We start from the raw sequence: 23815 nt of genomic DNA on the forward strand, positions 1-23815 counted from the left end.
CCCGCTCCCACATGACTGCGTTTGCAGCGACCACAAAAAAGGCGACTGCGGCATGGAGCCACAGTCGCCTTTTATCCTTGCTGGGAGGTGCTTACTGCACTTCTACCGCCAGGCTCTCACTGATCTTTTGCTGCCAGATGGCAGGACCTGTGATGTGTACCGACTCACCGTTGCTGTCGACTGCAACAGTCACCGGCATGTCTTTGACGTCGAACTCGTAGATCGCTTCCATGCCCAGTTCGGCGAACGCCACCACACGCGACTTCTTGATGGCTTGCGCCACCAGGTAAGCCGCGCCGCCGACGGCCATCAGGTACACGGCCTTGTGGTCCTTGATTGCTTCGATGGCGGTCGGGCCACGCTCGGATTTGCCGATCATGCCCAGCAGGCCAGTCTGTTCAAGGATCTGGCGGGTGAACTTGTCCATCCGCGTAGCAGTGGTCGGGCCAGCCGGGCCAACCACTTCTTCGCGCACCGGATCGACCGGGCCGACGTAGTAGATGAAACGACCCTTGAGGTCGACCGGCAGGGTTTCGCCCTTGTTCAGCATCTCGACCATGCGCTTGTGCGCTGCGTCGCGACCGGTGAGCATCTTGCCGTTGAGCAGCACGGTTTCGCCCGGTTTCCAGCTCTGCACATCTTCCGGGGTCAGGGTGTCGAGGTTGACCCGACGCGCCGACGGGCCGGCTTCCCAGACGATTTCCGGGTAGGCGTCCAGAGGTGGCGCTTCCTGGGCAACCGGGCCGGAACCGTCGAGCACAAAGTGCGTGTGACGGGTGGCTGCGCAGTTGGGGATCATGCACACCGGCAGGGAGGCGGCGTGGGTCGGGTAGTCCATGATCTTCACGTCGAGCACGGTGGTCAGGCCACCCAGGCCCTGGGCACCGATGCCCAGTTGGTTGACCTTCTCGAACAGCTCCAGGCGCATCTCTTCGATACGGTTGGACGGGCCGCGCTTTTTCAGCTCGTGAATGTCGATGGATTCCATCAACACTTCCTTGGCCATCACTGCGGCTTTCTCGGCGGTGCCGCCGATGCCGATGCCGAGCATGCCCGGTGGGCACCAGCCGGCGCCCATGGTCGGAACGGTCTTGAGCACCCAGTCGACGATCGAGTCGGACGGGTTGAGCATGGCCATTTTCGACTTGTTCTCGGAACCGCCACCCTTGGCCGCCACGTCCACTTCCACGGTGTTACCCGGGACGATGGAGTAGTGGATCACCGCAGGGGTGTTGTCCTTGGTGTTCTTCCTGCTACCTGCCGGGTCGGCGAGGATCGAGGCCCGCAGGACGTTTTCCGGCAGGTTGTAGGCGCGACGCACGCCTTCGTTGATCATGTCGTCCAGGCTCATGGTGGCGCCATCCCAGCGCACGTCCATGCCGACACGGACGAACACGGTGACGATCCCGGTGTCCTGGCAGATCGGGCGGTGGCCGGTGGCACACATGCGCGAGTTGATCAGGATCTGGGCCATGGAGTCACGGGCTGCCGGCGATTCTTCGCGCAGATAGGCCTCGTGCATCGCCTGGATGAAGTCAACGGGGTGGTAGTAGGAAATGAATTGCAGGGCGTCGGCAACGCTCTGAATCAGGTCGTCTTGCTTGATCACGGTCATGAGTCGCGCTCCTCTATAAGGGAACATTCAATAAAGGTGGCTTCAGTGTTGCATCGGTCGGCTGAAGCCACCTTTCCAAGGCACGCCAAGTGGTGCAGGCGCGACGCTAAAAAGGCGCGGCAGTATAACCCGGCGCGGTGGCCGATACACCCGACGATGGTCACGAATGGCTGGCTCGATTTAGCTGTAGGAGCGAGCTTGCTCGCGAAAAACGTGAATCTGGTGGGTTTCGTCAGGCAGCCCGCGCTATCGTTAGCGACATTCGCGAGCAAGCTCGCTCCTACAGTTGAAGAGTTTTATGCCTGAACTGCACGTCGGCGCACGCCACTGGTCGGTTTCCACCGGCAGCAATCTGCTGGATGCCTTGAACCAGGCGGGCGTGGCAGTTCCCTACAGTTGCCGCGCCGGAAGTTGTCACGCTTGCCTGGTGCGGTGCCAGGGTGAGGTCGAGGACAAGCAGCCCGATGCCTTGAGCCCGGCACAACGCCAGGCCGGTTGGCGCCTGGCCTGCCAGTGCCAGGTCACGGGTGACGTGCAGGTTGAAGCCTTTGACCCCTTGCGCGATGGTGCAGCGGCAACGGTACTGAGCGCGGACTGGTTGAGCCCGACGGTGCTGCGCCTGCGTCTGCAACCGGAGCGTGGGCTGCGTTATCGGGCCGGCCAGCACCTGGTGTTGTGGGCGGGTACGGTGGCGCGGCCATATTCCCTGGCCAGCCTGCCCCAGGACGATCCGTTCCTGGAGTTCCACCTTGATTGCCGCTTGCCCGGCGAGTTCAGTGATCTTGCTCGGCAGCTACAGGCCGGTGATCAACTGCGCCTGGGCGAACTGCGCGGCGGGGCGTTGCACTACGATCCGGACTGGCAATTCCGGCCGCTGTGGCTGCTGGCATCCGGCACCGGCCTGGCCCCCTTGTGGGGCGTGTTGCGCGAAGCCTTGCGCCAGGATCACCAGGGCGCCATCCGCGTGATTCACCTGGCTCATGATACGGGCGCGCATTATCTGGCCGAACCCCTGGCCCAGCTTGCCGCCAGCCATGACAACCTCACCGTCGAGCTGTGGACAGCGGCGCAGTTGGCCGGTGCTTTGGCGCAACTGCGGCTTGTTTCCCGGCAAACCCTGGCCTTACTCTGCGGGCATCCCGACAGTGTCGAGGCCTTTTCCAAGCGCCTGTTCCTGGCGGGCCTGCCGCGTAATCAACTGCTGGCCGATGTGTTCCTGCCCCGTGGTTGAGCGCTGATTCCAATCTGCGAGACTCACCATGACCGATGCCATTGTGCTGCAACGTGACCGTGGGCTGCTGATTCTGCAGCTCAATCGCCCCGACAAGAAAAACGCCCTGACCCGCGCCATGTACCATCAGTTGGCCGAGGCGTTGGAGCAGGCTGATGCTGATAACACGGTCAATGCGGTACTGATCCAGGGCAGCAGCGAGTGTTTTACCGCCGGCAACGACATTGGCGACTTCTTGCAACAACCGCCCACGGACCTGGACAGCCCACCGTTCCTCTTCATGAAAAGCCTGCTTAATTGCCGCAAACCGGTGATCGCTGGCGTGGCCGGTGCTGCGGTGGGCATTGGCACGACGCTGTTGCTGCATTGCGACCTGGTGTATGTCAGCCGCGATGCCCGGTTGCGCATGCCGTTCGTCAACCTGGGGCTGTGCCCGGAGTTTGGCTCCAGCCTGATCCTGCCGCGTTTGCTTGGGCATGCGAAGGCTGCCGAACTGTTGCTGCTGGGCGAAGGATTCAGCGGCGAGCAAGCAGCGCAGTGGGGCATTGCCACACAAGCGCTGGACAGTGGCGAAGCCGCGCTGGCCAAGGCGCGGGAGGTGGCCGAGCGTTTCGAGAGCCTGGCGCCGGGCGCGGTGCAGATCAGCAAACAGTTGATGAAGAGCGTTGATCGCGAGCAGTTGCGCCAGGTGATCGAGGAGGAGGGCGCGCTGTTTACCCAGCGGTTGAGGTCGCCGGAGGCGATTGCGGCGTTGTCGGGGTTTATTGCCAGGCGCTGATGACGCTTTCGCGAGCAAGCCCGCTCCCACATGGGAATGCATTTCAAGTGTGTGCGGGCTTGCCCGCGATGGAGCCGGCCCAGTCACCCCATCACCCTGCTCTGTAATGCAAAAAGCCCCGGCACTTACATGCCAGGGCTTTTGCTTTCAGCCGGTCACTCAGACCATCTTGTCGCCAACATGCAGGATCTTCATGCCGTTGGTGCCACCGATGGTGTGATAGCTGTCACCTTTGGTCAGGATCACCCAATCGCCTTTCTCCACCACGCCACGCTTGAGCAGTTCGTCGATGGCAGCCTGGCTGACTTGCTCAGGCGGCAGGGACGCCGGGTCGAACGGTACGGTGTACACGCCACGGAACATGGCCGCACGGGCCTGGGTTTCGCGGTGTGGGGAGAACGCGTAGATCGGGATCGAGGAGCGGATACGCGACATGATCAACGGCGTGTAGCCACTTTCGGTCAAGGCGATGATCGCCTTTACACCCGGGAAGTGGTTGGCGGTGTACATGGCGGCCAGGGCGATGCTCTGGTCGCAGCTTTCGAACACTTTGCCGATGCGGTGGCTGGAGGTCTTGCTGGTCGGGTGCTTTTCGGCGCCGACACAGATACGCGCCATGGCCTGGACCGCTTCCAGCGGGTACGGGCCGGCAGCACTTTCCGCCGAGAGCATCACGGCGTCGGTGTAGTCGAGCACGGCGTTGGCCACGTCGGACACTTCGGCACGGGTCGGCATCGGGTTCTGGATCATCGACTCCATCATCTGGGTCGCCACGATCACCGCTTTATTGTGGCGACGAGCGTGCAGGATGATTTTCTTCTGGATGCCGATCAGCTCAGCATCACCGATTTCCACGCCGAGGTCGCCACGGGCAACCATCACTGCGTCGGATGCCTTGATCAGGCCGTCGAGGGTTTCGTCGTCGGCCACGGCTTCGGCGCGCTCGATCTTCGCCACCAGCCAGGCGGTACCGCCGGCCTCGTCGCGCAGTTGGCGGGCGTATTCCATGTCGGCGGCGTCGCGTGGGAAGGACACGGCGAGGTAGTCCACTTCCATTTCGGCGGCGAGCTTGATGTCAGCCTTGTCTTTTTCAGTCAGGGCTGGCGCGGTCAAGCCACCACCACGACGGTTGATGCCTTTGTGGTCGGACAGCGGGCCGCCGATGATCACGGTGCAGTTCAGCTCGGTGACGGTGGCGGTGTCGACGCGCATGACCACTCGGCCATCGTCCAGCAGCAGTTCGTCGCCGACGCCGCAATCCTTGACCAGGTCCGGGTAGTCGATACCCACGACTTGCTGGTTGCCTTCGGTCAGCGGATGGCTGGTGGAGAAGGTGAACTTGTCACCGATCTTCAGCTCGATGCGCTTGTTGGCGAATTTGGCGATCCGGATCTTCGGACCTTGCAGGTCACCCAGCAGCGCGACGAAGCGGCCATGCTTGGCGGCGATGTCACGTACCAGCTTGGCGCGAGCCTTGTGCTCGTCCGGGGTGCCGTGGGAGAAGTTCAGACGGGCAACGTCCAGGCCAGCCAGAATCAGCTGTTCGAGGACTTCCGGCGAGTTACTGGCCGGGCCAAGGGTGGCGACGATTTTGGTACGACGGACGGACATGCACGGACTCCTGAGTTCTAGCGCTGGGGAAGGCTACTATGCTCTTTGGCTGTAGTCATTGTTCGTTTGCACTACTTATTATCGATTCGCTTGTTTTCACTCTAAGGAGCGGGACGAACAACCCTGAAGATTTTCGCCCAAGGGTCGATACACTGCTCAAGACAGGAGAACACCCCATGCGAGTTTTGATCATTGCTGCCCTGGCCGTCAGTGTTGTCGGCTGTACCCGTTGGTCGATGGACCATCATTTGAACAATGCCTACCGTGCCTACAACGTAGGCGACTGCGAACGGGTCACGTTGGAGTTGTCCCAGGTCGACCGTGAAAGCCGCTCCCGTCGCTACGTGCAGCCGGAGGTCTCGATGCTGCGTGGGCAGTGCCTGGAGCGGCAGAAGTTGTTTGTGGACGCGGTGCAGACCTATCAGTTCATCATCAGCCAATACCCGGCGAGCGAATATGCATTCCGCGCTCGCGCACGCCTGGACACGCTGCAACAACTGGGGCATTACCCCGGTGCAAGCCCGGCACGAGCACGCCCAGCAGCCTTGTAATGACATTTGTCATTTCATAGCTGGCCTCTTGCCAGAGTTAGGCTATTCTTTGGATGTCCGTTTGTACAACTTTCAAGTCAAACAGATATAAACCCGAGTTTCGGCGCAGCTAACGTGATGTCGTACCGAGATCCAGGGAGAGCGGGGCGTTGCAGGCAGCGCTCCGGCCCGAATTACAGGAGCGGCCAGAGTCATGGCCATTGGACGGCGATCTCAGCATGTTTACCGACCGACGAATTGAGCGGCATCAATTGCCCGGCTTTTTACAGGTATTCAACCGCTTCACGGATAAGCCCATCGGTTACTTGGGCAACATCTCCAGTGAAGGGCTGATGCTGATCAGCCAATTACCCATGATGGTCAACGTGGATTTTGAGCTGCGCTTGAAAATCCCCGGACCTGAGGGGGATATGCATGCCATTGATTTTACGGCCACTTGCCTGTGGAGTCGTGAAGATATTAACCCCCTACATTACGATTCGGGGTTCATCCTGCTGCAGGCACCCGCCGAGTACGGGCAACTGATGGTCGCGTTGTTGCAGTACTTCAGTTTTTACCCCTTGCAGACTTCGGCCTAGCGCCATACGCCCTTCATAGCACGCCGGCTTTTTTCCAACCCAGGTAACGGGTGACCAGGTCGGCTCCCAGGTCCGAGGGGTGGGCATCCAGCACCGCCAGGCCCTGCGCTTTCAGGCGGTCATGCAGTTCTTCCCGGGCATTGAGGTAGTCGACACTGCCACAGTAGGCCAGCGCTTGCGGTAGGGTTTGCACGGGGGCCTGGCGCACTTGATCCAGCACTTCTTCGCGCAGGCTCGCGACCAATACCCGATGCTGGCGACCGATGCGCTTGACTGCGGTAAGCAGATCCTCGTCGTCTTCATCACGCAGGTTGGTCACGACAATCACCAGCGCCCGGCGTTTCTGGCGGGCCAGCAGTTGATTGGCCGCGCCCTGGTAGTCAACGGCTCGTCGGGTGGTGTCCAGGTCGTATACCGCGTTGAGCAACTGGTTCAATTGGCCACTGCCCTTGACCGGCGCCAGGTAGCGCGGCTGGTCGCTGGCGAAGGTACACAGGCCCACGGCATCGCCCTGGCGCAAGGCTACATAGCTGAGCAGCAGGCAGGCGTTGAGGGCGTGGTCGAAATGCGACAGTTCGCCGTCCTGGCTACGCATCCTCCTGCCGCAATCGAGCATGAAGACAATCTGCTGGTCGCGTTCATCCTGGTATTCCCGGGCAATCGGCGTGCGTTGCCGTGCGGTAGCCTTCCAGTCGATCTGGCGCAGGCTGTCACCCTCGCGAAACTCCCGCAGTTGATGAAACTCCAGGCCCAGGCCGCGACGCTGGCGCTGGCGTACACCCAGTTGGCTGAGCCAGTTATCCACGGCGAGTAACTGAGCACCGTACAGGCGGGCAAAATCCGGATAGACCCGTGTGGCATCCTTGACCGGCACCTGGCGTTTTGCTGTCCACAATCCCAGGGGGCTGGGCAGGTGCACCTCACAGCGTTCGAAGCTGAAATGCCCGCGGCTCAAGGGTCGCAGGCGGTAGCCCAGGTCACTGTGCTCACCGGGGCGCAGGGCGATGAACTGCGGCAGGTTTTGCATGCTCAATCCATCCGGTACGTGATCAAACACCTTCAGGATCAGCGGCTGTGGATAGTCATGCTCCAGGGTAATCCGCACCTCGCTCCAGCGCCCCAAAGCCAGGCTGCCCGGCATCTGCCGGCGCAGGCGTGGCGAGGGGCGGCGCTTGAGGCGGGCCGCATCGAGCAATGTCAGCAACAACAGCGCCAGGAGCAGGCCCCAGGCCACGGAGTGCAGGGTGACCGGCACCTTGAATTGCAGGGCCATGGCCGTTCCGAGGGCGATGTTCAGACCCAGCAACACCGCGAGCCAGGCCAGCAACAGGCGAGTGGGTCTCATGGGCAGGTCACTGGCGGGGTGCCGACACTTGGTCGAGCAGTTGGGTCAGCACCTGATCCACTTCCAGCCCTTCGATATCCAGCTCCGGGGCGATGCGTACCCGATGGCGCAACACCGCTAGCGCGCAGCTCTTGATGTCGTCCGGGGTCACGAATTCGCCACCGCGCAGCAGGGCGCGGGCGCGGGCACCACGGACCAGGGCGATGGAGGCCCGCGGTCCGGCGCCAAGGATCAGGCCGGGCCAGGTGCGGGTGGTGCGGGCCAGGCGTACGGCGTAGTCGAGTACCTGCTCATCCAGGGCCAGCTCACTGGCGACCTGCTGTAACAGCAGCACATCATTGGCCTGGAGCACGGTGCGCAGAGGCTGTACGTCGAGCATGTCGGCGCGGGATGAACGGGTCACTTCACGCACCATATCCAGCTCTTGCTGCGCGTTCGGGTAGTCCATGCGCACCTTGAGCATGAACCGGTCGAGTTCGGCCTCAGGTAGCGGGTAAGTGCCTTCCTGCTCGATGGGGTTCTGGGTGGCCAGCACCATAAAGGGTTGGCCGATAGGCAAGGCTTCGCCCTCAAGGGTGACCTGGCGTTCCTGCATGGCTTCGAGCAAGGCGGCCTGGGTTTTCGCCGGGGCCCGGTTGATCTCGTCCGCCAGTAGCAGGTGGGTGAACAACGGCCCTTTGCGCAGCTTGAACTGTTCGGTGTGCAAGTCGTACACGGCATGACCTGTGACATCGCTGGGCATCAGGTCCGGGGTGAACTGGATACGTGCGAAGTCGCCGTCAAAGCAGCGGGCCAGGGCGCGTACCAGCAAGGTCTTGCCCAGGCCGGGAACGCCTTCGAGCAGTACATGGCCGCCGGCGATCAGCGCAGTCAGTACGTCATCGATCACCGCATCCTGGCCAATCACCGCCTTGCGCAATTCGGTGCGCAGCGCTTGGGCCAACTGGGTGGCCCGCCCGGTGTCGAGGGTGTTGGATAAGTCCACTGGAGAGTCGCTCATAGGGCATTCCTGAGAGTTTGCAGGCAGGCCACCTGGCGGCTGAAGTCGGCGCTGGAAAGCCGCTTTGCCGGGAGTGGGCCGAGGGCCTGGCTGATAATTGAAGCGGGTTGACGGGTCAGGCGTTCAAGGGCCTGCCATTGTCCGGCGGTATCCAGTTGCTCGAATCCGGGGTGGCGGCGGCGCGCGGTGCGCTGGATATCGCGCTGCAAGGCTTGCAGCAGGCTGTTTTGCCCGCTGCGGCGCAGCAGGAAGTCGGCACTGGCATTCAGGTGTTCCAGCAATTGGCGGCGGGCTTTCGGGGCCGGCGCCTGGATGGGCCCTTGGCGTACTCCGGCGCGCCACAACCCCAGCAGAATCAAGGCGGCGAGTGCCACCAGGGCCTGGGGGGAATAACGCAGCAACAGGCTGAACAGATTCTCGACATCAGTATTGGACAGCAGGGTGACATCGCTGCCCTGGGTCAGGTACCACAGTAGCCAGGCGTTGTCGTGCAAGCCGATGGCCGGGATTTTCCACAGCTCGCTGTCGGTGATCACGGTCACCCGACCGTGCCCGAGATTGAGTTGCATCAGGTGGCTGGACTTGGCGCTGTTGGCCGAAAACTGTGCAAGGTGCCTGGGGTCGATGAGGTTGAAGTCCGTGTCGAAACTGAAAAACGCCGGTGCGGTTTCGTTATCGACATAGAGCCGTGTCAGGTCCGGTTTCTTGCCCTTGCGAGCGGGAGCCGGCTGGTCGAAATCATCGCTGAAGGCCTGGCGCAACTGCAGTCGATCGAGCAGCAGGTCGCCGCTGTCCTGGGTTTCTTCATCCCAGATGGCTTCGGCCACCAGCAGCAGATGGCCGCCGGCCTTGGTCCACTCCAGCAGTTGTTCAACCTGGCGTGGGGTCATGTTACTGCGCTCGCTGAGCAACAGCAGGCTGCTGCCTTTGGAGGGCAGGGTGGCCAAGCGCTCCAGGTTTTGGGCGTGCTCGACGGCCAGGCCTTGCTGGCTGAGGAAATGTTCCGCAGCCAGGTAGGGATTGGCCTGGGCTTCGGGGGATGGGCCGCGATCGACGACTTCCTCATAGGGGATCGCCTTGTGCCAGGCGTAGAAGCCTCCTGCCGTCAGCAGGCACGCCAGGATCAACCCGAGCCAGATCAGCAGCCGGTTCATTGCGCGGCCTCGCTGTTGAACAAGCTGCGCCAATGGGTGCAGAGCTGTTGTTGGGCCAGGGGCGTCGGTACGCGATGGCCATAGGCGAGATTTTGCCAGTGCCGGGTCAGGTCGTCGCTGAACGCCAGCAGTTGTGGATGTTGCAAATGGCGCACGTGTTCCAGGACCTGACCTTCGGTGTCGGCGTTTTTCAGTGGCAGGTTGAAGTCATGCAGCAGCCGGCTAAGCAGGCCGCGATACAGCAGGCCAAGGGCTTCACGGGGTTGCGTGGCCCAGAGTTGCTCGGCGGCACTGGCGATATCGTCGGGCAAGGTTTCCACACCCATGTCCAGGCCGAATAGTTGTGACGGCATCGGTTGCGTCGGCGTGGGGCGGGCTGCGCGGCGACGGCTGACAAAGGCGTGCAACCAGTCGCGATAGCGCCAGGCGACCAGGCCAATACCTGCGATCAGCAGGCCCCACAACAGCACCTCCATGACGAGTGCCAGGGACTTGAATGTGTCGCTGTTGAGCTTTTTGAATAAGGATTCAAGCCAGGCAGGCAGCCGTGCATCACCTGTGGGCTTGGCTTTGTCGGTGGTCTTGTCCTCGCCAAAACGGTAGCGGGTAACGGTCTCTGGGTTCTTGAAGGGGGGGTGTTCCAGCAGGCGCTTGATCGCCTGGCTGGCGGCGGGCGTACTCAACGGTTTCGCGGGCTGGGGTTTATCGGCCATGGCGTGGGGTGTTGGCGGGACCACCAGCAGGCCGACAGCCAGCAGCAGGACGGCCACTGCCGATCCCAGGCGCTGGCGCAAACGGCGGAACACCAATTCCAGGTCCCAGGCTTCAAGCACGGTACGCCGGTTCAGGTAGAGGCTGAATCCACACGCCACATAGATTGGCTCCCAGAGCACCAGAATCAGGGCGTAGAAGGCATTGCTCAGGTGTTCCAGCCAGAGCCAGTCCTGGCTGCTGGCCAGCGCCAGTTGCTGCCAGTCCCAGTCCAGTTCTACCTGTTGTGGCAGGAAGAGGTAGAACAGCGCCATCAAGCCAATCCACAGGGCTGTTTCCAGGTGTATGCCGATCAGCGTCAGCCAGCGTGCAGCGCCGGCATTACGTTGTTGCAGCACTCCCAACCGCTGTTGGCGGGCCTGGCCTGCGAGGCCTTCAAGTTGCACCACGGGCATGACAAAGCTGCGACTGAGGCTAAAGCGTCTCCAGGTCAGGCTGGCCAGCAGTTGCCCCTTGAGCAGACGCGGCCATTGGCGCAGCGCTTGCTTGAGGGTGGGTGTCTCGCCAAATAGCGCCTTGGACAGGATATACAGCGGCAGGCGCTCAAAGGCGGGTTTCAACCACCAGAACACCAGCACGGCTACAGACGGGTAGTCCCACAGTACAAGGCTGATCAGGGCAAAGATCGGCAGGCTCACCAAGGCCCAACTGCTCATCAATAGCACACGGTGCTCACGGGCCAGCAATACCCCCAGGTCCATGGCCTCCCATGTGGAGCGAGGGCGGATCACCACGCTGGCGTCACTCAGGCGCATGACGACTCCTGCCGGCGAACAGCAGATAGGCGATCACCATCGCCCAGAGCGTGGCGCCCACCAGGTATTTCCCCCAAGGCTCCACGGCGGTTGTGGAGGACCAATAGGCTTCTATAAAGGCGGCAATCAGCAGGAATACAATCACCCCACAGATCATTTGCACGCTTTTACGGGCGGCCAGCCGCAGGGCTTCACCCCGGGGCAGCGCACCCGGTGCGATCAAGGCCCAGCCCAATTGCAGGCCAGCCGCGCCGGCCAGGGCGATGGCCGTCAGTTCAAAGGCACCATGGCCGATGACAAAGGACCAGAAGGTTTGCCCGTAGCCGATTTCTGTCAGGTGCCCGGCGATGGCGCCGATCATCAGGCCATTGAAAAACAGGAAAAACACGCTGCCCAGGCCAAACAGCAAGCCGCCGGCGAAGGTCTGGAAGGCGATGCCGATGTTGTGCATGACGTAGTAGCCGAACATCATCCAATCCTCACTCGACGCCCGCTCGGCCGCGCGCCCCAGGCGGCTGGCGTCGGGGTCGTACATGCCCTGCATCTCGGTCACTTGCTGGGGGCTGACGATGGCGTAGATCAGGTCGGGGAACAGATAGACCAGCAGCGCAATACCGATCAGGCTGCCAAAGAACAGCAGGCAGGCCACCAGCACGAAGCGCCACTGTTCGCGAACCGTGCGGGGGAAATCGGCCAGCAGGAAGCTCAGGGTCTTGGCGCCGAGTTGGCTGCGATGGCGATACAGTTGTTGATGGCCGCGCAGGGCCAGTTGTTGCAGTGGGTCTACCAGGTAGCTGCTGTAGCCGCGCTCCTGCGCCAGCGCCAGGTGTTGGCACAGGCGTCGGTAATCATGGGGGAAGTGCGTCAGGTCCTGGGTCTTGGCCTTGCCTTGTTCAAGCAGTGTCACTTGCGTGGCGAAGGCCTGCCAATGCGGCTGGTGACGGGTTTCGAACAGGCTCTGTTTCATGAAGGCCCCAGCAGGCCACGGGCCACGCCATTGAGTTGTTCCACGGCGCGTGCGGGGGAAACCTGCAGGGGCGTGGCCAGAATCGCCGCCAGCTCGTGGGTCCGTTCGGCGGAGAGATCGGCCTGGCGCTCGGCAAAACCCAGGATCGCCCGCTGCTCGTTCAGCTCAAGGGCAAAGGGCAGGCGCAATGCCGGGGCCTGGGGCACGTGTGGCCGGGCCAGGGGCTGCTCGCGATAAATCACCAGTGTCCCGGCCGCAATGTCGCCCAGGCGCTTGAAGTGGGGATGTTGCAGGCAACTGATGGCGCCGAGGAAGTAGCCGAACGGCAACATATCGACAAAGCGCAGCAGGTTGCGGATCAAGGAGGCGGACCAGCCAATGGGCGTGCCGTCATCCTGTACCACGCGCAGGCCCATGATCTGCTTGCCCGGTGAACAGCCCTGGTTAAGCACTTCGAACAGCACCATGTACCACCAACTGACGAGAAACAGCAGGATCGAGCCGAGGCCGATGCCCAGGTTGCCGAGAAACGCCAAGGCGATGAACAGGATGCCGAGGATCAGGCCGCGCAGGCCCAGGTCGAAGCCGAATGCCAGTGCCCGGGGCATCAGCCCGGCGGGGCGCAAGGGCAGGTCGATACCTTCGGGGGTCTCGATCTGGTAGCGAGTGTCCAATGGGGCGGTGGGCATTGCGTTCCCTGGCAGTGCGGCGTGGCTGGGCATGGGCAACCTCATCGGCTGGCCGGCAAGTTGAGAGGCCGATGCTAGCAGTGTCGTCGCTGGAAGTAACACCAGAAAATGCGCCAAGGTTTCACTGAATGTTTATCCAGTGCATATGGCGCTGGCCCTGGGCGGCATCCAGCGCCTAGACTTTGTCGGTCTTCAGCACAGGAATAGCCCGTGACCTCGATCTTCTGGTACGACTATGAAACCACCGGCATCAACCCACGCAGCGACCGCCCGCTGCAGGTCGCCGGGGTTCGCACCGACCTTGACCTCAATGAGATAGGGCCGCCGGTCAACCTCTATTGCCAGCCCAGCGAGGATATCCTGCCGCACCCGGCTGCGTGCATGATCACTGGCATTACCCCCGGCCAACTGGCGGAAAAAGGCCTGGCCGAAGCCGATTTCATGACGCGGGTGCATGCCGAACTGGCGGCCCCCGGCACCTGCGGCGCGGGTTACAACACCCTGCGTTTCGACGATGAAATGACCCGCTACAGTTTGTATCGCAACTTTTTCGACCCTTATGCGCGGGAATGGCAGGGCGGGAACAGTCGTTGGGACTTGATCGATGTGATGCGCACGGCTTATGCCCTGCGTCCCGACGGTATCGTCTGGCCCGAGCAGGACGGGCACGTGACCCTCAAGCTGGAGCGCTTGACGGCGGCCAATGGGATCGACCATGGCCAGGCTCACGAGGCCTTGGCCGACGTGCGTGCCACCATCGCCTTGGCGCGCCTGGTCCGGGACAAGCAACCCAAGTTGTACGAGTGGTTGTTTCAACTGCGCAGCAAGCAGCGGGTCATGGATCAAATCCGCCTGTTGCAGCCTATGGTGCATATTTCCGGGCGTTTCTCCGCCGAACGCCATTACCTGGGGGTCGTCCTGCCGCTGGCGTGGCATCCGCGCAATCGCAACGCGTTGATTGTCTGTGACCTGGGGCTCGACCCGCAGGGGTTGCTGGACCTGGATGCCGAAACCCTGCGCCAGCGTCTGTATACCCGACGCGATGAGTTGGCCGAAGGTGAGTTGCCGGTGCCGCTCAAACTAATACACATCAATCGTTGCCCGGTGGTTGCGCCGCTGAGTGTGTTGCGGGCACAAGACCAGCAGCGCTTGAATCTGGACATGAGTGAATATCAGGCCCGGGCACTGCGGCTAACTGACGCACAGGAACTTTGGCAGGATAAATTGCCAGCGATTTATGCCGAAGAAGATTTCGCTGCCAGCACCGACCCGGAGCAACAGCTCTACGATGGTTTTATTGGTGATCGGGATCGGCGGTTATGTGAACAAGTCCGGACTGCGGAGCCTGCGCAATTAGCACGCCAGCAGTGGCCTTTTGATGATCATCGTTTGCCGGAATTATTGTTTCGCTATCGTGCCCGTAACTTTGCGTACACCTTGGACGATGAAGAGCAACAACGCTGGAAACTATTCTGTCAGCAACGCTTGTCAGACGCGGATTACGGTGCGCCCAATACCCTTGAGAGTTTCAATAAAGCCAGGCTTGAATTGGACGTTAGTGCTACATCGTTTCAGCGTCAGGTACTGGATGAATGGCAGGAATATGCTGACGCTTTACGCCAGCGCCTGAGTCTGTAATCGGCACTTTATAAAAGACGGCAATAAAAAAACGCCAGCGAACTGGCGTTTTTTATTGTGTCGCGAATCAGGTGGCGACCTGGCGAGCCTTAGCCCAGCAGGGTAGCCCAGCCTTCAACCACGTCACCGCCCCACTTGGCTTTCCACTCTTTCAGAGTCTTGTGGTTGCCACCTTTGGTTTCAATCACTTCGCCGTTGTGCGGGTTTTTGTATTGCTTGACCTTGCGCGCGCGCTTGGTGCCGGTAACTTTTACCGCGCCGCGTGGTGCTTTAACTTTCGATTCCGGATCCAGCAGCGCGATGATGTCACGCAGGGATTTGGAGTACTCACCCATCAGGGTGCGCAATTTGCCTTCGAATTCCAGCTCGGTTTGCAGTTTGTCGTCTTGGGACAGGTTCTTCAAACGGGCTTGCAGCTCTTTGATAGCTTCTTCGGTGGCACGGTATTCGTTGATCAGGGACATGTGGACTACCTTATGCGGGGCGCTGAGGGACAGGGATAGTGGCCTAATAATAGTCAGACAGTTTCCCCAAGTAAACATTTAAGCTCGGTTTTATGTAATTTACTTTGCTTGTTTGTAGGGACGGTGGGAGTGAGTGCATTATTTAGTGCGTACAAGCGGCTAAAGATATTCTCATTAAATCTTGGCTAATTGCCGTAACAGATGCTCGTGTTGACATAATGCTCAGGTAAAAACCGTACGCAGTTTAGGGGCACCGCAAGGAATCGCTCGAATAAGCGTTGAGGAATACTGCAGTTTTTCTACGGTGTCGCTAGAATGGCGGCCTTTGCGAAGTTCTGGAGTTTGCCCCTAATGCGCACTTTTCGTCTGGTGATTGCTTGCCCGGATCGGGTTGGTATCGTCGCTAAAGTCAGTAACTTTCTGGCCTCCCACAATGGCTGGATCACCGAAGCGAGTCATCACTCGGACAATCTCAGTGGTTGGTTTTTCATGCGCCACGAAATCCGGGCCGACACGCTGCCTTTTGGCCTCGAAGCGTTTCGCGAGGCGTTTGCGCCTATCGCCGAAGAGTTTTCGATGACATGGCGCATCACCGACACCGAGCAGAAAAAACGCGTGGTCCTGATGGCCAGCCGCGAATCCCATTGCCTGGCGGATTTGTTGCACCGCTGGCACAGCGACGAACTGGACTGTGAAATCGCCTGTGTGATTTCCAACCACGACGACCTGCGCAGCATGGTTGAGTGGCATGGTATTCCGTACTACCACGTACCGGTTGACTCGCAGAATAAACAGCCAGCCTTCACCGAAGTCTCGCGTCTGGTCGAGCAGCATGAAGCTGACGTAGTGGTACTGGCGCGCTACATGCAAATCCTGCCGCCAGAACTGTGCCGTGAATATGCAGGCAAGGTGATCAACATTCACCACAGCTTCCTGCCGTCGTTTGTCGGTGCCAAGCCTTATCACCAGGCGTCCTTGCGTGGCGTGAAGCTGATTGGTGCAACCTGCCACTATGTCACCGAAGAGCTGGACGCCGGTCCCATCATCGAGCAGGACGTGGTACGCGTCAGCCACAGCGACAGCATTGAAGACATGGTGCGCTTCGGTCGTGACGTCGAGAAAATGGTCTTGGCCCGTGGCTTGCGCTATCACCTGGAAGACCGGGTGCTGGTGCACGGCAACAAGACCGTGGTGTTCTGATCGACTGTTTTTAGTTGAAGCCAAAAGGGCCTGGGCGTTAAATCACCCAGGCCCTTTTTATTGGTGTCAACTGCGAGGATCGAACGATGAGTGATCCCCTGGATAAAGCCACTTCCCGAGCACCTGCCACGTTGGGCGAGGGCTGTTTGAGCCGCTATGACCCGGATGCCTTGGGTACCGAGGATGGCACGGACTTTCCGGATGCTGCGCGATTGTGGGAGCAATTGCAGGAAGAGTCGGAGCCGCCCGACAAGCCCGGCCCGGCCGCAATGCCGGGCAACAAAGCAGGTTGAATGTAGGAGCAGTGTGTTCGGGTTCAGATACGGAAGCTGCCCACCAGTTGTTTCAGGCGCGCCGCTTGTTGCTCCAGGTCGGAGCAGGCACGCAAGGTCGACTGCAGGTTTTCCACGCCTTCCTGATTGAGCGTATTGATTTCGGTGATATCGATGTTGATCGATTCCACCACCGAGGTCTGTTCCTCGGTAGCGGTGGCCACCGATTGGTTCATGCCGTCGATTTCACCGATACGCTGGGTCACGCTGCTCAGGCGTTCGCCTGCCAGGTTGGCGATTTCCACACTGTCGAGGCTGTGGCGCTGGCTTTCGCTCATGGTGCTGACCGAGTCCCGGGCGCCGACTTGCAGCTCCTCGATCATCTTTTGCACCTGTTGCGCCGATTCTTGCGTGCGATGGGCCAGGTTGCGCACTTCGTCGGCCACGACCGCAAACCCGCGCCCGGCTTCCCCGGCACGCGCAGCCTCAATCGCCGCGTTGAGTGCCAGCAGGTTGGTTTGCTGGGAAATACTGGTGATCACTTCGAGGATCTGCCCGATATTCACGGTTTTGCTGTTGAGTGCCTCGATATTGCTGCTGGAGGCGCTGATCATCTCGGACAGTTGCGTCATGGCCTTGATATTGCGCTCCACCACTTGCTGGCCATCTTCGGCCAGGTGGCGTGCATCGCTGGCCTGGTGCGAGGCCTGGGCGGCGTTACGGGCAATTTCCTGGGCTGCGGCACCCAGTTGGTTGATGGCTGCCGCGACACTGTTGGTGCGGTTGGCCTGTTCGTCAGAGTTGACCATCGACGAGTTGGAGGCACTGACCACGCGTAATGCCACTTCATTGACCTGGCCGGTGGCGGAGGACACTTCGCGAATAGACGTGTGAATCCGCTCCACAAAGCGATTGAAGGCTTTGGCGAGAATGCCGAACTCGTCGTGGTTCTGGATATTGAGGCGGCGCGTCAGGTCGCCTTCGCCATCGGCGATGTCTTCCATGGCGCGGGTCATGACGTGCAGCGGTTGCAGCAACACGCGGATCAGCATGCCCAGCAACGCGATGATGATCGCCACGGCAATCACGGTGGCGATGATGGCAGAAGTGCGGAATTCGCTGAGCATTGCGAAGGACTTGTCTTTATCTACCGACAGACCGATATACCAGTTCACTGACGGTAAGCCCTTGATCGGGGCGAAGGTGACGATGCGGGTTTTGCCATCGACCGCAATTTCACTGAAGTCAGCGCTGATTTTCAGGGATTGATTCGGGTAAACCTCGCTCAAGGTTTTCATCACCAGGGTTTTATCCGGGTGGACCAGGATCTTGCCGTCGGCGCTGACCAGAAACGCATAACCCATGCCGCCGAAGTCCAGGGCACCAATATTATCGACCAGGGTCTGCAGGCTCAGGTCACCACCTACCACGCCGACACTTTGTCCGGCCTTGCTGCTGGGCGTGGCGATGGAAATGATCAGTTGGCCGGTGGCTGCATCAATATAGGGTTCGGTCAGGGTCGAGCCATTGCTGGCCTGGGCGCCTTTGTACCAGGGACGCACGCGTGGATCGAAGCCGTCGGGCATCTTGGCATCGGGGCGAATAGTGAAGCCGCCTTGGCTGTCCCCCAGGTAGGTGGCCATGAACGACGATGTCAGGGCTTTCTGTTCCAACAAGCTGGCGACAACGGCCGGCTCGGGATTGATGGCGATGTTCTGGGCGGCGTTCTCCACCAGCACAATGCGCCCGGCCAGCCAGCTCTGGATATTACTGGCGGTGACATCACCCATTTCATGTAGATAATTGTCTAGGTCGTCGCGAATCGCGTTACGTTGCAGATAGTCGTTGTATAACGTGAACAACGCAAAAGCGGCAATGACGATAAGGGCGGCTGCAAGCAGGATTTTGTGGCTGAAGCGCAGATTTTTATTCATGGCTTGTCGTGTCCGCTAAGGTCTTAATGTCCGAGGCGCATTCTTGTGTAGGCGCGCAAAATGGCAGCGATAAAAAAACTGTGATATTTCCATTTGGTGTGTAGGAATTATCTGTTCTGTTTTAAGGACTTTTCTGGTCTCCGCTTTGTCTGTATCGACCGTGCAGCGCTAAAGATTAACCATGGGTGACAAAATGCCTGACTCCTCGCAACTTCTTATTGGCGCAGATCTCGAAGGCCAACCCATTGCCCAGGCCATGCGCCTGGCTAATCGCCATGGCCTGATCGCCGGTGCCACCGGCACGGGCAAGACCGTGACTTTGCAACGGCTGGCGGAGGCGTTCAGTGATGCTGGCGTCGCGGTGTTCGCCGCCGATATCAAGGGTGACCTATGTGGCCTGGGCGCCGCAGGCAATCCCCAGGGCAAGGTGGCCGAGCGTATCGCCGGCATGCCGTTCCTTAATTACGCGCCTAAGGCGTATCCGGTAACACTGTGGGATATCCACGGTCAGTCCGGTCATCCGCTTCGTACAACCTTGAGTGAAATGGGCCCGTTGCTGCTGGGCAGCCTATTGGAGCTGACCGACAGCCAGCAGTCGACGTTGTATGCCGCCTTTAAGGTGGCGGATCGCGAGGGCTTGCTGCTGCTGGACCTCAAGGACCTCAAGGCCCTGCTCAATCACCTCAAGTTCAACCCCGAACTGCTGGGTGATGACGCGGCCCTGATGACGACCGGCTCCAGCCAGGCTTTGCTGCGTCGCCTGGCCGTGCTGGAACAGCAGGGCGCAGAAGCCCTGTTCGGCGAGCCGGCGCTGCAATTGGAAGATATTCTGCAACCGGCCAGCGACGGGCGTGGACGCATTCATCTGCTGGATGCCAGCCGCCTGGTACACGAGTCGCCAAAAGTCTATGCGACCTTCCTGTTGTGGTTGCTGGCCGAGTTGTTCGAGCAATTGCCGGAGCGCGGCGATGCCGACAAGCCGCTGCTGGCGCTGTTTTTCGACGAGGCGCATTTGCTGTTCGCCGATACGCCCAAGGCGTTGCAGGACCGTCTGGAGCAAGTGGTGCGGCTGATTCGCTCCAAAGGCGTGGGGGTGTATTTTGTCACCCAGTCGCCAGGCGATCTGCCGGACAACGTGCTGGCGCAACTGGGTCTACGGATCCAGCATGGCCTGCGCGCGTTCACGACCAAGGAACAAAAATCCCTGCGGGCGGTGGCTGATGGCTTCCGGCCTAACCCGGCGTTCGAGGCCTTGGCGGTGTTGACCGAGCTGGGTACGGGTGAGGCGCTGGTGGGGACGCTGCAGGAAAAAGGTACGCCTGAGGTGGTCCAGCGGGTGCTGGTAGCACCGCCGCAATCGCGGATCGGGCCGTTGACCGAAGCCGAGCGTGCGGCCTTGATTGCCAGCTCATCGCTGTTGGGACGCTACGACAAGCCGGTTGATCGTGAGTCGGCCTATGAAGTGCTGATGGCGCGTAAAGAGTTGGGACCGGAGGCGGGTGCTGCACCTGTCGCAGAAGAGCCGAGCTTCACCGACAAGGCCGGGGCGTTTCTGGGAACTACAGCGGGCAAGGCCTTGAAGTCGGCGATGCAGCAGGCGGCGAATCAGATGGGCCGCCAGTTGGTGCGCGGGTTGCTGGGCTCGTTGCTTGGCGGTAGCAAGCGTAAGTAGCCAGCAAGGTCTATGCAATCCAGCTGTGGGAGCGGTTTTCAGGTTTTGGGCTTGGCATGCGCGGCCAACCGCTCCAGCGCCGCGCGCAACTTCGGATCGGTAATCCCGTCCGCCGTGGCCTGGATCGTCTCGGCGGCATTCACCGACAAATCCATGGTATGCCCCACCGCGCCTTGCTGTACGGTCGGTGGCTGGACCTTGAACTGGATGCGTAGCAGGCTGGCAAACACATCAAACGCCTGTAGTTGGCGCTGCAAGCGTTTTTGCTGGTAGCGCAGGCGGGTTGCCCAATGCCCGTCGGTGACGATCAGCAGCAGCGTCCCTTCCCGCCACGACGCCACATGGCAGTGCTCGCGGGCCGCAGGTTGCAATTGGCTTTCCAGCAGGCGTTGCAGATGACCCAGGCGTTGCGCATGGCCAAAGATGGCTTTTAAAGGCTTGGCTTCGCGCAGCAGCACGGCGGGAGCTCGGGCCGTAAGAGGGCGAAATGCCATGATCTAGACACCTTAGGTAACAGAGCCGCCATGGTAGCAGAAAGCGTGTGCGGCACCGTGGTCATTGCTTTGTTGGCAGTTTATCCATTAAATCAATAAGTAACTTCTCGCTCGAATGGGTTGAAGTTCAGCAAAAAGCCCTTATTTTAGACAAGCCCTCCTGGAACGCTGTGTCTGCATCGTGGAACAACGCCACTTTCCTCACCCTCGTTTCCGGGTAGAATGCTCGTTCGCATGCGGCCGTGAGGGCTGCTCGGGCGACTTACGGGGCGCCCCTTCATCCCTAATGTGTGGAAGAACCTGCCGATATGTTTGCGCCTTTGTTAAAGAAACTTTTTGGAAGCAAGAATGAGCGCGAAGTCAAACGCATGCTCAAGACGGTGCAGCTGGTCAATGCCTTCGAAGAGCAGATGGTTGCTCTGTCGGATGAGCAATTGCGCGCCAAGACCGAAGAGTTCAAGGCCCGCATAGCCAAAGGTGAATCCCTCGACAAATTGCTGCCCGAAGCCTTTGCGGTCGCCCGCGAAGCCGGTAAGCGTGTCATGGGCATGCGTCACTTCGACGTGCAGTTGATCGGCGGTATGACCTTGCATGAAGGCATGATTGCCGAAATGCGTACCGGTGAAGGCAAGACCCTGGTGGCAACCCTGGGCGTTTACCTCAACGCACTGTCCGGCAAGGGCGTGCACGTTGTGACGGTGAACGATTACCTGGCCCGCCGGGACGCCAACTGGATGCGCCCGCTGTATGAATTCCTCGGCCTGACCGTCGGCGTCGTGACGCCGTTCCAGCCGCCGGAAGAGAAACGTGCCGCCTACGCTTGCGACATCACCTACGGCACCAACAACGAATTCGGTTTCGACTACCTGCGCGACAACATGGCGTTCAGCATGGAAGAAAAATTCCAGCGCGAACTCAACTTTGCCGTGATCGACGAAGTCGACTCCATCCTGATCGACGAAGCCCGTACCCCGCTGATCATCTCTGGTCAGGCCGAGGACAGCTCGCGCCTGTACACCGAGATCAACAAGCTGATCCCGCGCCTTGAGCAACATATCGAGGAAGTGGAAGGCGTGGTGACCAAAGAAGGTCATTACTCCATCGACGAGAAGACCCGTCAGGTCGAGCTCAACGAAGCCGGTCACCAGTTCGTCGAAGAGATGCTGACCCAGATCGGCCTGCTGGCCGAAGGCGAAAGCCTGTACTCGGCACACAACCTGGGCCTGTTGACCCACGTGTATGCCGGTCTGCGCGCCCACAAGCTGTTCCATCGCAACGTCGAATACATCGTCCAGGACGGCCAGGTCGTGCTGGTCGACGAACACACCGGCCGTACCATGCCCGGTCGTCGTTTGTCCGAAGGCCTGCACCAGGCCATCGAAGCCAAGGAAGTGCTCAACATCCAGGCCGAGAGCCAGACGTTGGCCTCGACCACCTTCCAGAACTACTTCCGCCTGTACAACAAGCTGTCCGGCATGACCGGTACCGCTGACACCGAAGCGTTCGAGTTCCATCAGATCTACGGTCTGTCGGTGATGGTTATCCCGCCGAACAAGCCGCTGGCGCGTAAAGACTTCAACGACCTGGTGTTTCTGACCGCCGAGGAGAAGTACGCTGCAATCGTTGCCGACATCAAGGAGTGCATGACCCACGGCCGTCCGGTCCTGGTGGGTACTGCAACCATCGAAACTTCCGAGCACATGTCCAACCTGCTCAACAAGGAAGGCATCGAGCACAAGGTCCTCAACGCCAAGTTCCACGAAAAGGAAGCCGAGATCATTGCCCAGGCTGGTCGCCCAGGCGCACTGACCATCGCTACCAACATGGCCGGTCGTGGTACAGACATTCTGTTGGGCGGCAACTGGGAAGTGGAAGTGGCTTCCCTGGACAATCCGACACCTGAGCAGATCGCCCAGATCAAGGCTGACTGGCAGAAGCGCCACCAGGCCGTGCTGGAATCCGGTGGCTTGCAGGTGATCGCGTCCGAGCGTCACGAATCGCGCCGTATCGACAACCAGTTGCGTGGTCGTGCCGGTCGCCAGGGTGATGCCGGTTCCAGCCGTTTCTACCTGTCCCTGGAAGACAGCCTGATGCGTATCTTCGCCTCTGACCGGGTGAAGAACTTCATGAAGGCTCTGGGCATGCAGTCCGGTGAGGCGATCGAGCACCGCATGGTGACCAACGCCATCGAAAAGGCCCAGCGCAAGGTCGAAGGCCGCAACTTCGACATTCGTAAGCAACTGCTGGAGTTCGATGACGTCAACAACGAACAGCGTAAAGTGATCTATCACATGCGTAACACGTTGCTGGCCGCCGACAACATTGGCGAAACCATTGCCGACTTCCGCCAGGACGTGCTCAACGCCACCGTCAGCGCGCATATCCCGCCACAATCCCTGCCTGAACAGTGGGATGTTGCTGGCCTGGAAGCTGCGCTGAAGAGTGATTTCGGGGTCGATCTGCCGGTCCAGCAATGGCTCGACGAAGACGACCACCTGTACGAAGAAACCCTGCGCGAAAAACTGATGGCCGAACTGCTGGCCGCGTACAACGAGAAAGAAGAGCAAGCCAGTGCCGAAGCGCTGCGCACCTTCGAGAAACAAATCGTCTTGCGCGTGCTGGATGACCTGTGGAAAGACCACCTGTCGACCATGGACCACCTGCGCCACGGTATCCACCTGCGTGGCTACGCCCAGAAGAATCCGAAGCAGGAGTACAAGCGCGAGTCGTTCACGTTGTTCTCCGAGTTGCTGGATTCGATCAAGCGCGATTCGATTCGTGTGCTGTCTCACGTTCAGGTGCGTCGCGAAGACCCGATTGAAGAAGAAGCCCGCCTGCGCCAGGAAGCCGAAGCCCTGGCGGCGCGCATGCAGTTCCAGCATGACGAAGCACCGGGCCTTGAGTCGCCGGAAGTGCTGGGTGAAGAGGTCGATGTGGCCCTGGCCCAGGCTCCCGTGCGCAACGAGCAGAAGCTGGGCCGCAACGAGCCATGCTGGTGCGGTTCGGGCAAGAAGTTCAAACACTGCCATGGCGAAATCAACTAAGATTTTTGCCTGACGCTGCAATACCCCGCGCCGCGACCGGCATCAGCCGTCG

Annotated in this window: 20 protein-coding genes; 9 read left to right on the forward strand and 11 right to left on the reverse strand. The window is 60.3% G+C overall.

The genetic code is table 11. The features are described 5' to 3' along the window. Nucleotides 1–91 precede the first annotated feature (91 nt). Nucleotides 92–1615, reverse strand: coding sequence for a fumarate hydratase (locus H097_RS21950; protein WP_032862460.1), 1524 nt, complete (start codon nt 1613–1615; stop codon nt 92–94). Between the two features lie 298 nt (nt 1616–1913). Between H097_RS21950 and H097_RS21960 the strand changes: the two genes are divergently transcribed. Both H097_RS21960 and H097_RS21965 read left to right on the forward strand, forming a co-directional pair. Continuing rightward, complete coding sequence (locus tag H097_RS21960; protein WP_032862462.1) at nt 1914–2846, forward strand: iron-sulfur-binding ferredoxin reductase; 933 nt, start codon at nt 1914–1916, stop codon at nt 2844–2846. A 28-nt stretch (nt 2847–2874) separates the two neighbouring features. After that, on the forward strand, nt 2875–3624 hold the full coding sequence (locus H097_RS21965) for an enoyl-CoA hydratase (protein ID WP_032862463.1): 750 nt from the start codon (nt 2875–2877) through the stop codon (nt 3622–3624). Nucleotides 3625–3783: 159 nt separating this feature from the next. Here H097_RS21965 and pyk read toward each other — a convergent pair whose 3' ends face one another. Beyond that, a complete protein-coding gene (gene pyk / locus H097_RS21970) occupies nt 3784–5235 on the reverse strand; it encodes a pyruvate kinase (protein WP_032862464.1) in 1452 nt (483 codons plus the stop codon). Between the two features lie 176 nt (nt 5236–5411). On the opposite strand from pyk, the gene H097_RS21975 reads away from it, so the two are divergent. Together H097_RS21975 and H097_RS21980 are read left to right on the forward strand one after the other, a co-directional pair. Beyond that, nucleotides 5412–5786 (forward strand): hypothetical protein, encoded by a 375-nt coding sequence (locus H097_RS21975; RefSeq protein ID WP_032862465.1) that lies wholly within the window; start codon nt 5412–5414, stop codon nt 5784–5786. Between the two features lie 218 nt (nt 5787–6004). Beyond that, entirely contained in the window at nt 6005–6364 is a 360-nt protein-coding gene (locus H097_RS21980; RefSeq protein WP_032862620.1) for a PilZ domain-containing protein, read from the forward strand. Between the two features lie 13 nt (nt 6365–6377). Here the strand turns inward: H097_RS21980 and H097_RS21985 are convergent, their stop codons facing one another. From H097_RS21985 to H097_RS22010, 6 genes are read right to left on the reverse strand one after another with little or no spacing between them, the layout of a single operon-like run. Then, complete coding sequence (locus tag H097_RS21985; protein WP_032862466.1) at nt 6378–7709, reverse strand: DUF58 domain-containing protein; 1332 nt, start codon at nt 7707–7709, stop codon at nt 6378–6380. 7 nt (nt 7710–7716) lie between these two features. Next, complete coding sequence (locus H097_RS21990; protein ID WP_032862467.1) at nt 7717–8709, reverse strand: MoxR family ATPase; 993 nt, start codon at nt 8707–8709, stop codon at nt 7717–7719. Continuing rightward, the gene (locus H097_RS21995; protein WP_032862468.1) at nt 8706–9863 is read right to left on the reverse strand and encodes a DUF4350 domain-containing protein; all 1158 of its coding nucleotides are present in this window, start codon (nt 9861–9863) and stop codon (nt 8706–8708) included. Before H097_RS21995 ends, H097_RS21990 begins: the two co-directional genes overlap by 4 nt. Beyond that, nucleotides 9860–11389 carry a DUF4129 domain-containing protein gene (locus H097_RS22000; protein WP_032862469.1) on the reverse strand — a complete coding sequence of 510 codons (1530 nt, stop codon included), beginning with the start codon at nt 11387–11389 and terminating at the stop codon, nt 9860–9862. Before H097_RS22000 ends, H097_RS21995 begins: the two co-directional genes overlap by 4 nt. Beyond that, entirely contained in the window at nt 11376–12356 is a 981-nt protein-coding gene (locus H097_RS22005; protein ID WP_032862470.1) for a stage II sporulation protein M, read from the reverse strand. The genes H097_RS22000 and H097_RS22005 overlap by 14 nt, the downstream gene beginning before the upstream one ends. Further along, entirely contained in the window at nt 12353–13045 is a 693-nt protein-coding gene (locus H097_RS22010; RefSeq protein WP_032862621.1) for an RDD family protein, read from the reverse strand. The genes H097_RS22005 and H097_RS22010 overlap by 4 nt, the downstream gene beginning before the upstream one ends. Before the next feature lie 210 nt (nt 13046–13255). On the opposite strand from H097_RS22010, the gene sbcB reads away from it, so the two are divergent. After that, on the forward strand, nt 13256–14683 hold the full coding sequence (sbcB, locus tag H097_RS22015) for an exodeoxyribonuclease I (RefSeq protein WP_032862471.1): 1428 nt from the start codon (nt 13256–13258) through the stop codon (nt 14681–14683). 89 nt (nt 14684–14772) lie between these two features. Here the strand turns inward: sbcB and mvaT are convergent, their stop codons facing one another. Then, entirely contained in the window at nt 14773–15147 is a 375-nt protein-coding gene (gene mvaT, locus H097_RS22020) for a histone-like nucleoid-structuring protein MvaT (RefSeq protein ID WP_029295469.1), read from the reverse strand. A 351-nt stretch (nt 15148–15498) separates the two neighbouring features. On the opposite strand from mvaT, the gene purU reads away from it, so the two are divergent. Together purU and H097_RS22030 are read left to right on the forward strand one after the other, a co-directional pair. Next, nucleotides 15499–16347 carry a formyltetrahydrofolate deformylase gene (gene purU, locus H097_RS22025; RefSeq protein WP_032862472.1) on the forward strand — a complete coding sequence of 283 codons (849 nt, stop codon included), beginning with the start codon at nt 15499–15501 and terminating at the stop codon, nt 16345–16347. Nucleotides 16348–16433: 86 nt separating this feature from the next. Beyond that, entirely contained in the window at nt 16434–16640 is a 207-nt protein-coding gene (locus H097_RS22030; RefSeq protein ID WP_032862473.1) for a hypothetical protein, read from the forward strand. A 23-nt stretch (nt 16641–16663) separates the two neighbouring features. Here H097_RS22030 and H097_RS22035 read toward each other — a convergent pair whose 3' ends face one another. Continuing rightward, complete coding sequence (locus tag H097_RS22035; RefSeq protein ID WP_032862474.1) at nt 16664–18553, reverse strand: methyl-accepting chemotaxis protein; 1890 nt, start codon at nt 18551–18553, stop codon at nt 16664–16666. A 193-nt stretch (nt 18554–18746) separates the two neighbouring features. Between H097_RS22035 and H097_RS22040 the strand changes: the two genes are divergently transcribed. Next, nucleotides 18747–20225: a helicase HerA-like domain-containing protein gene (locus H097_RS22040; protein ID WP_032862622.1), complete on the forward strand. Its 1479-nt coding sequence runs from the start codon at nt 18747–18749 to the stop codon at nt 20223–20225. Nucleotides 20226–20263: 38 nt separating this feature from the next. Here the strand turns inward: H097_RS22040 and H097_RS22045 are convergent, their stop codons facing one another. Then, nucleotides 20264–20719, reverse strand: coding sequence for a DciA family protein (locus tag H097_RS22045; protein ID WP_032862475.1), 456 nt, complete (start codon nt 20717–20719; stop codon nt 20264–20266). Nucleotides 20720–21027: 308 nt separating this feature from the next. Between H097_RS22045 and secA the strand changes: the two genes are divergently transcribed. Beyond that, on the forward strand, nt 21028–23763 hold the full coding sequence (gene secA / locus H097_RS22050; protein WP_032862476.1) for a preprotein translocase subunit SecA: 2736 nt from the start codon (nt 21028–21030) through the stop codon (nt 23761–23763). The last annotated feature ends 52 nt before the right edge of the window (nt 23764–23815 follow it).

It is taken from the genome of Pseudomonas sp. FH4, from assembly GCF_000510915.2.
In the GTDB taxonomy this organism is placed as follows: domain Bacteria; phylum Pseudomonadota; class Gammaproteobacteria; order Pseudomonadales; family Pseudomonadaceae; genus Aquipseudomonas; species Aquipseudomonas brenneri.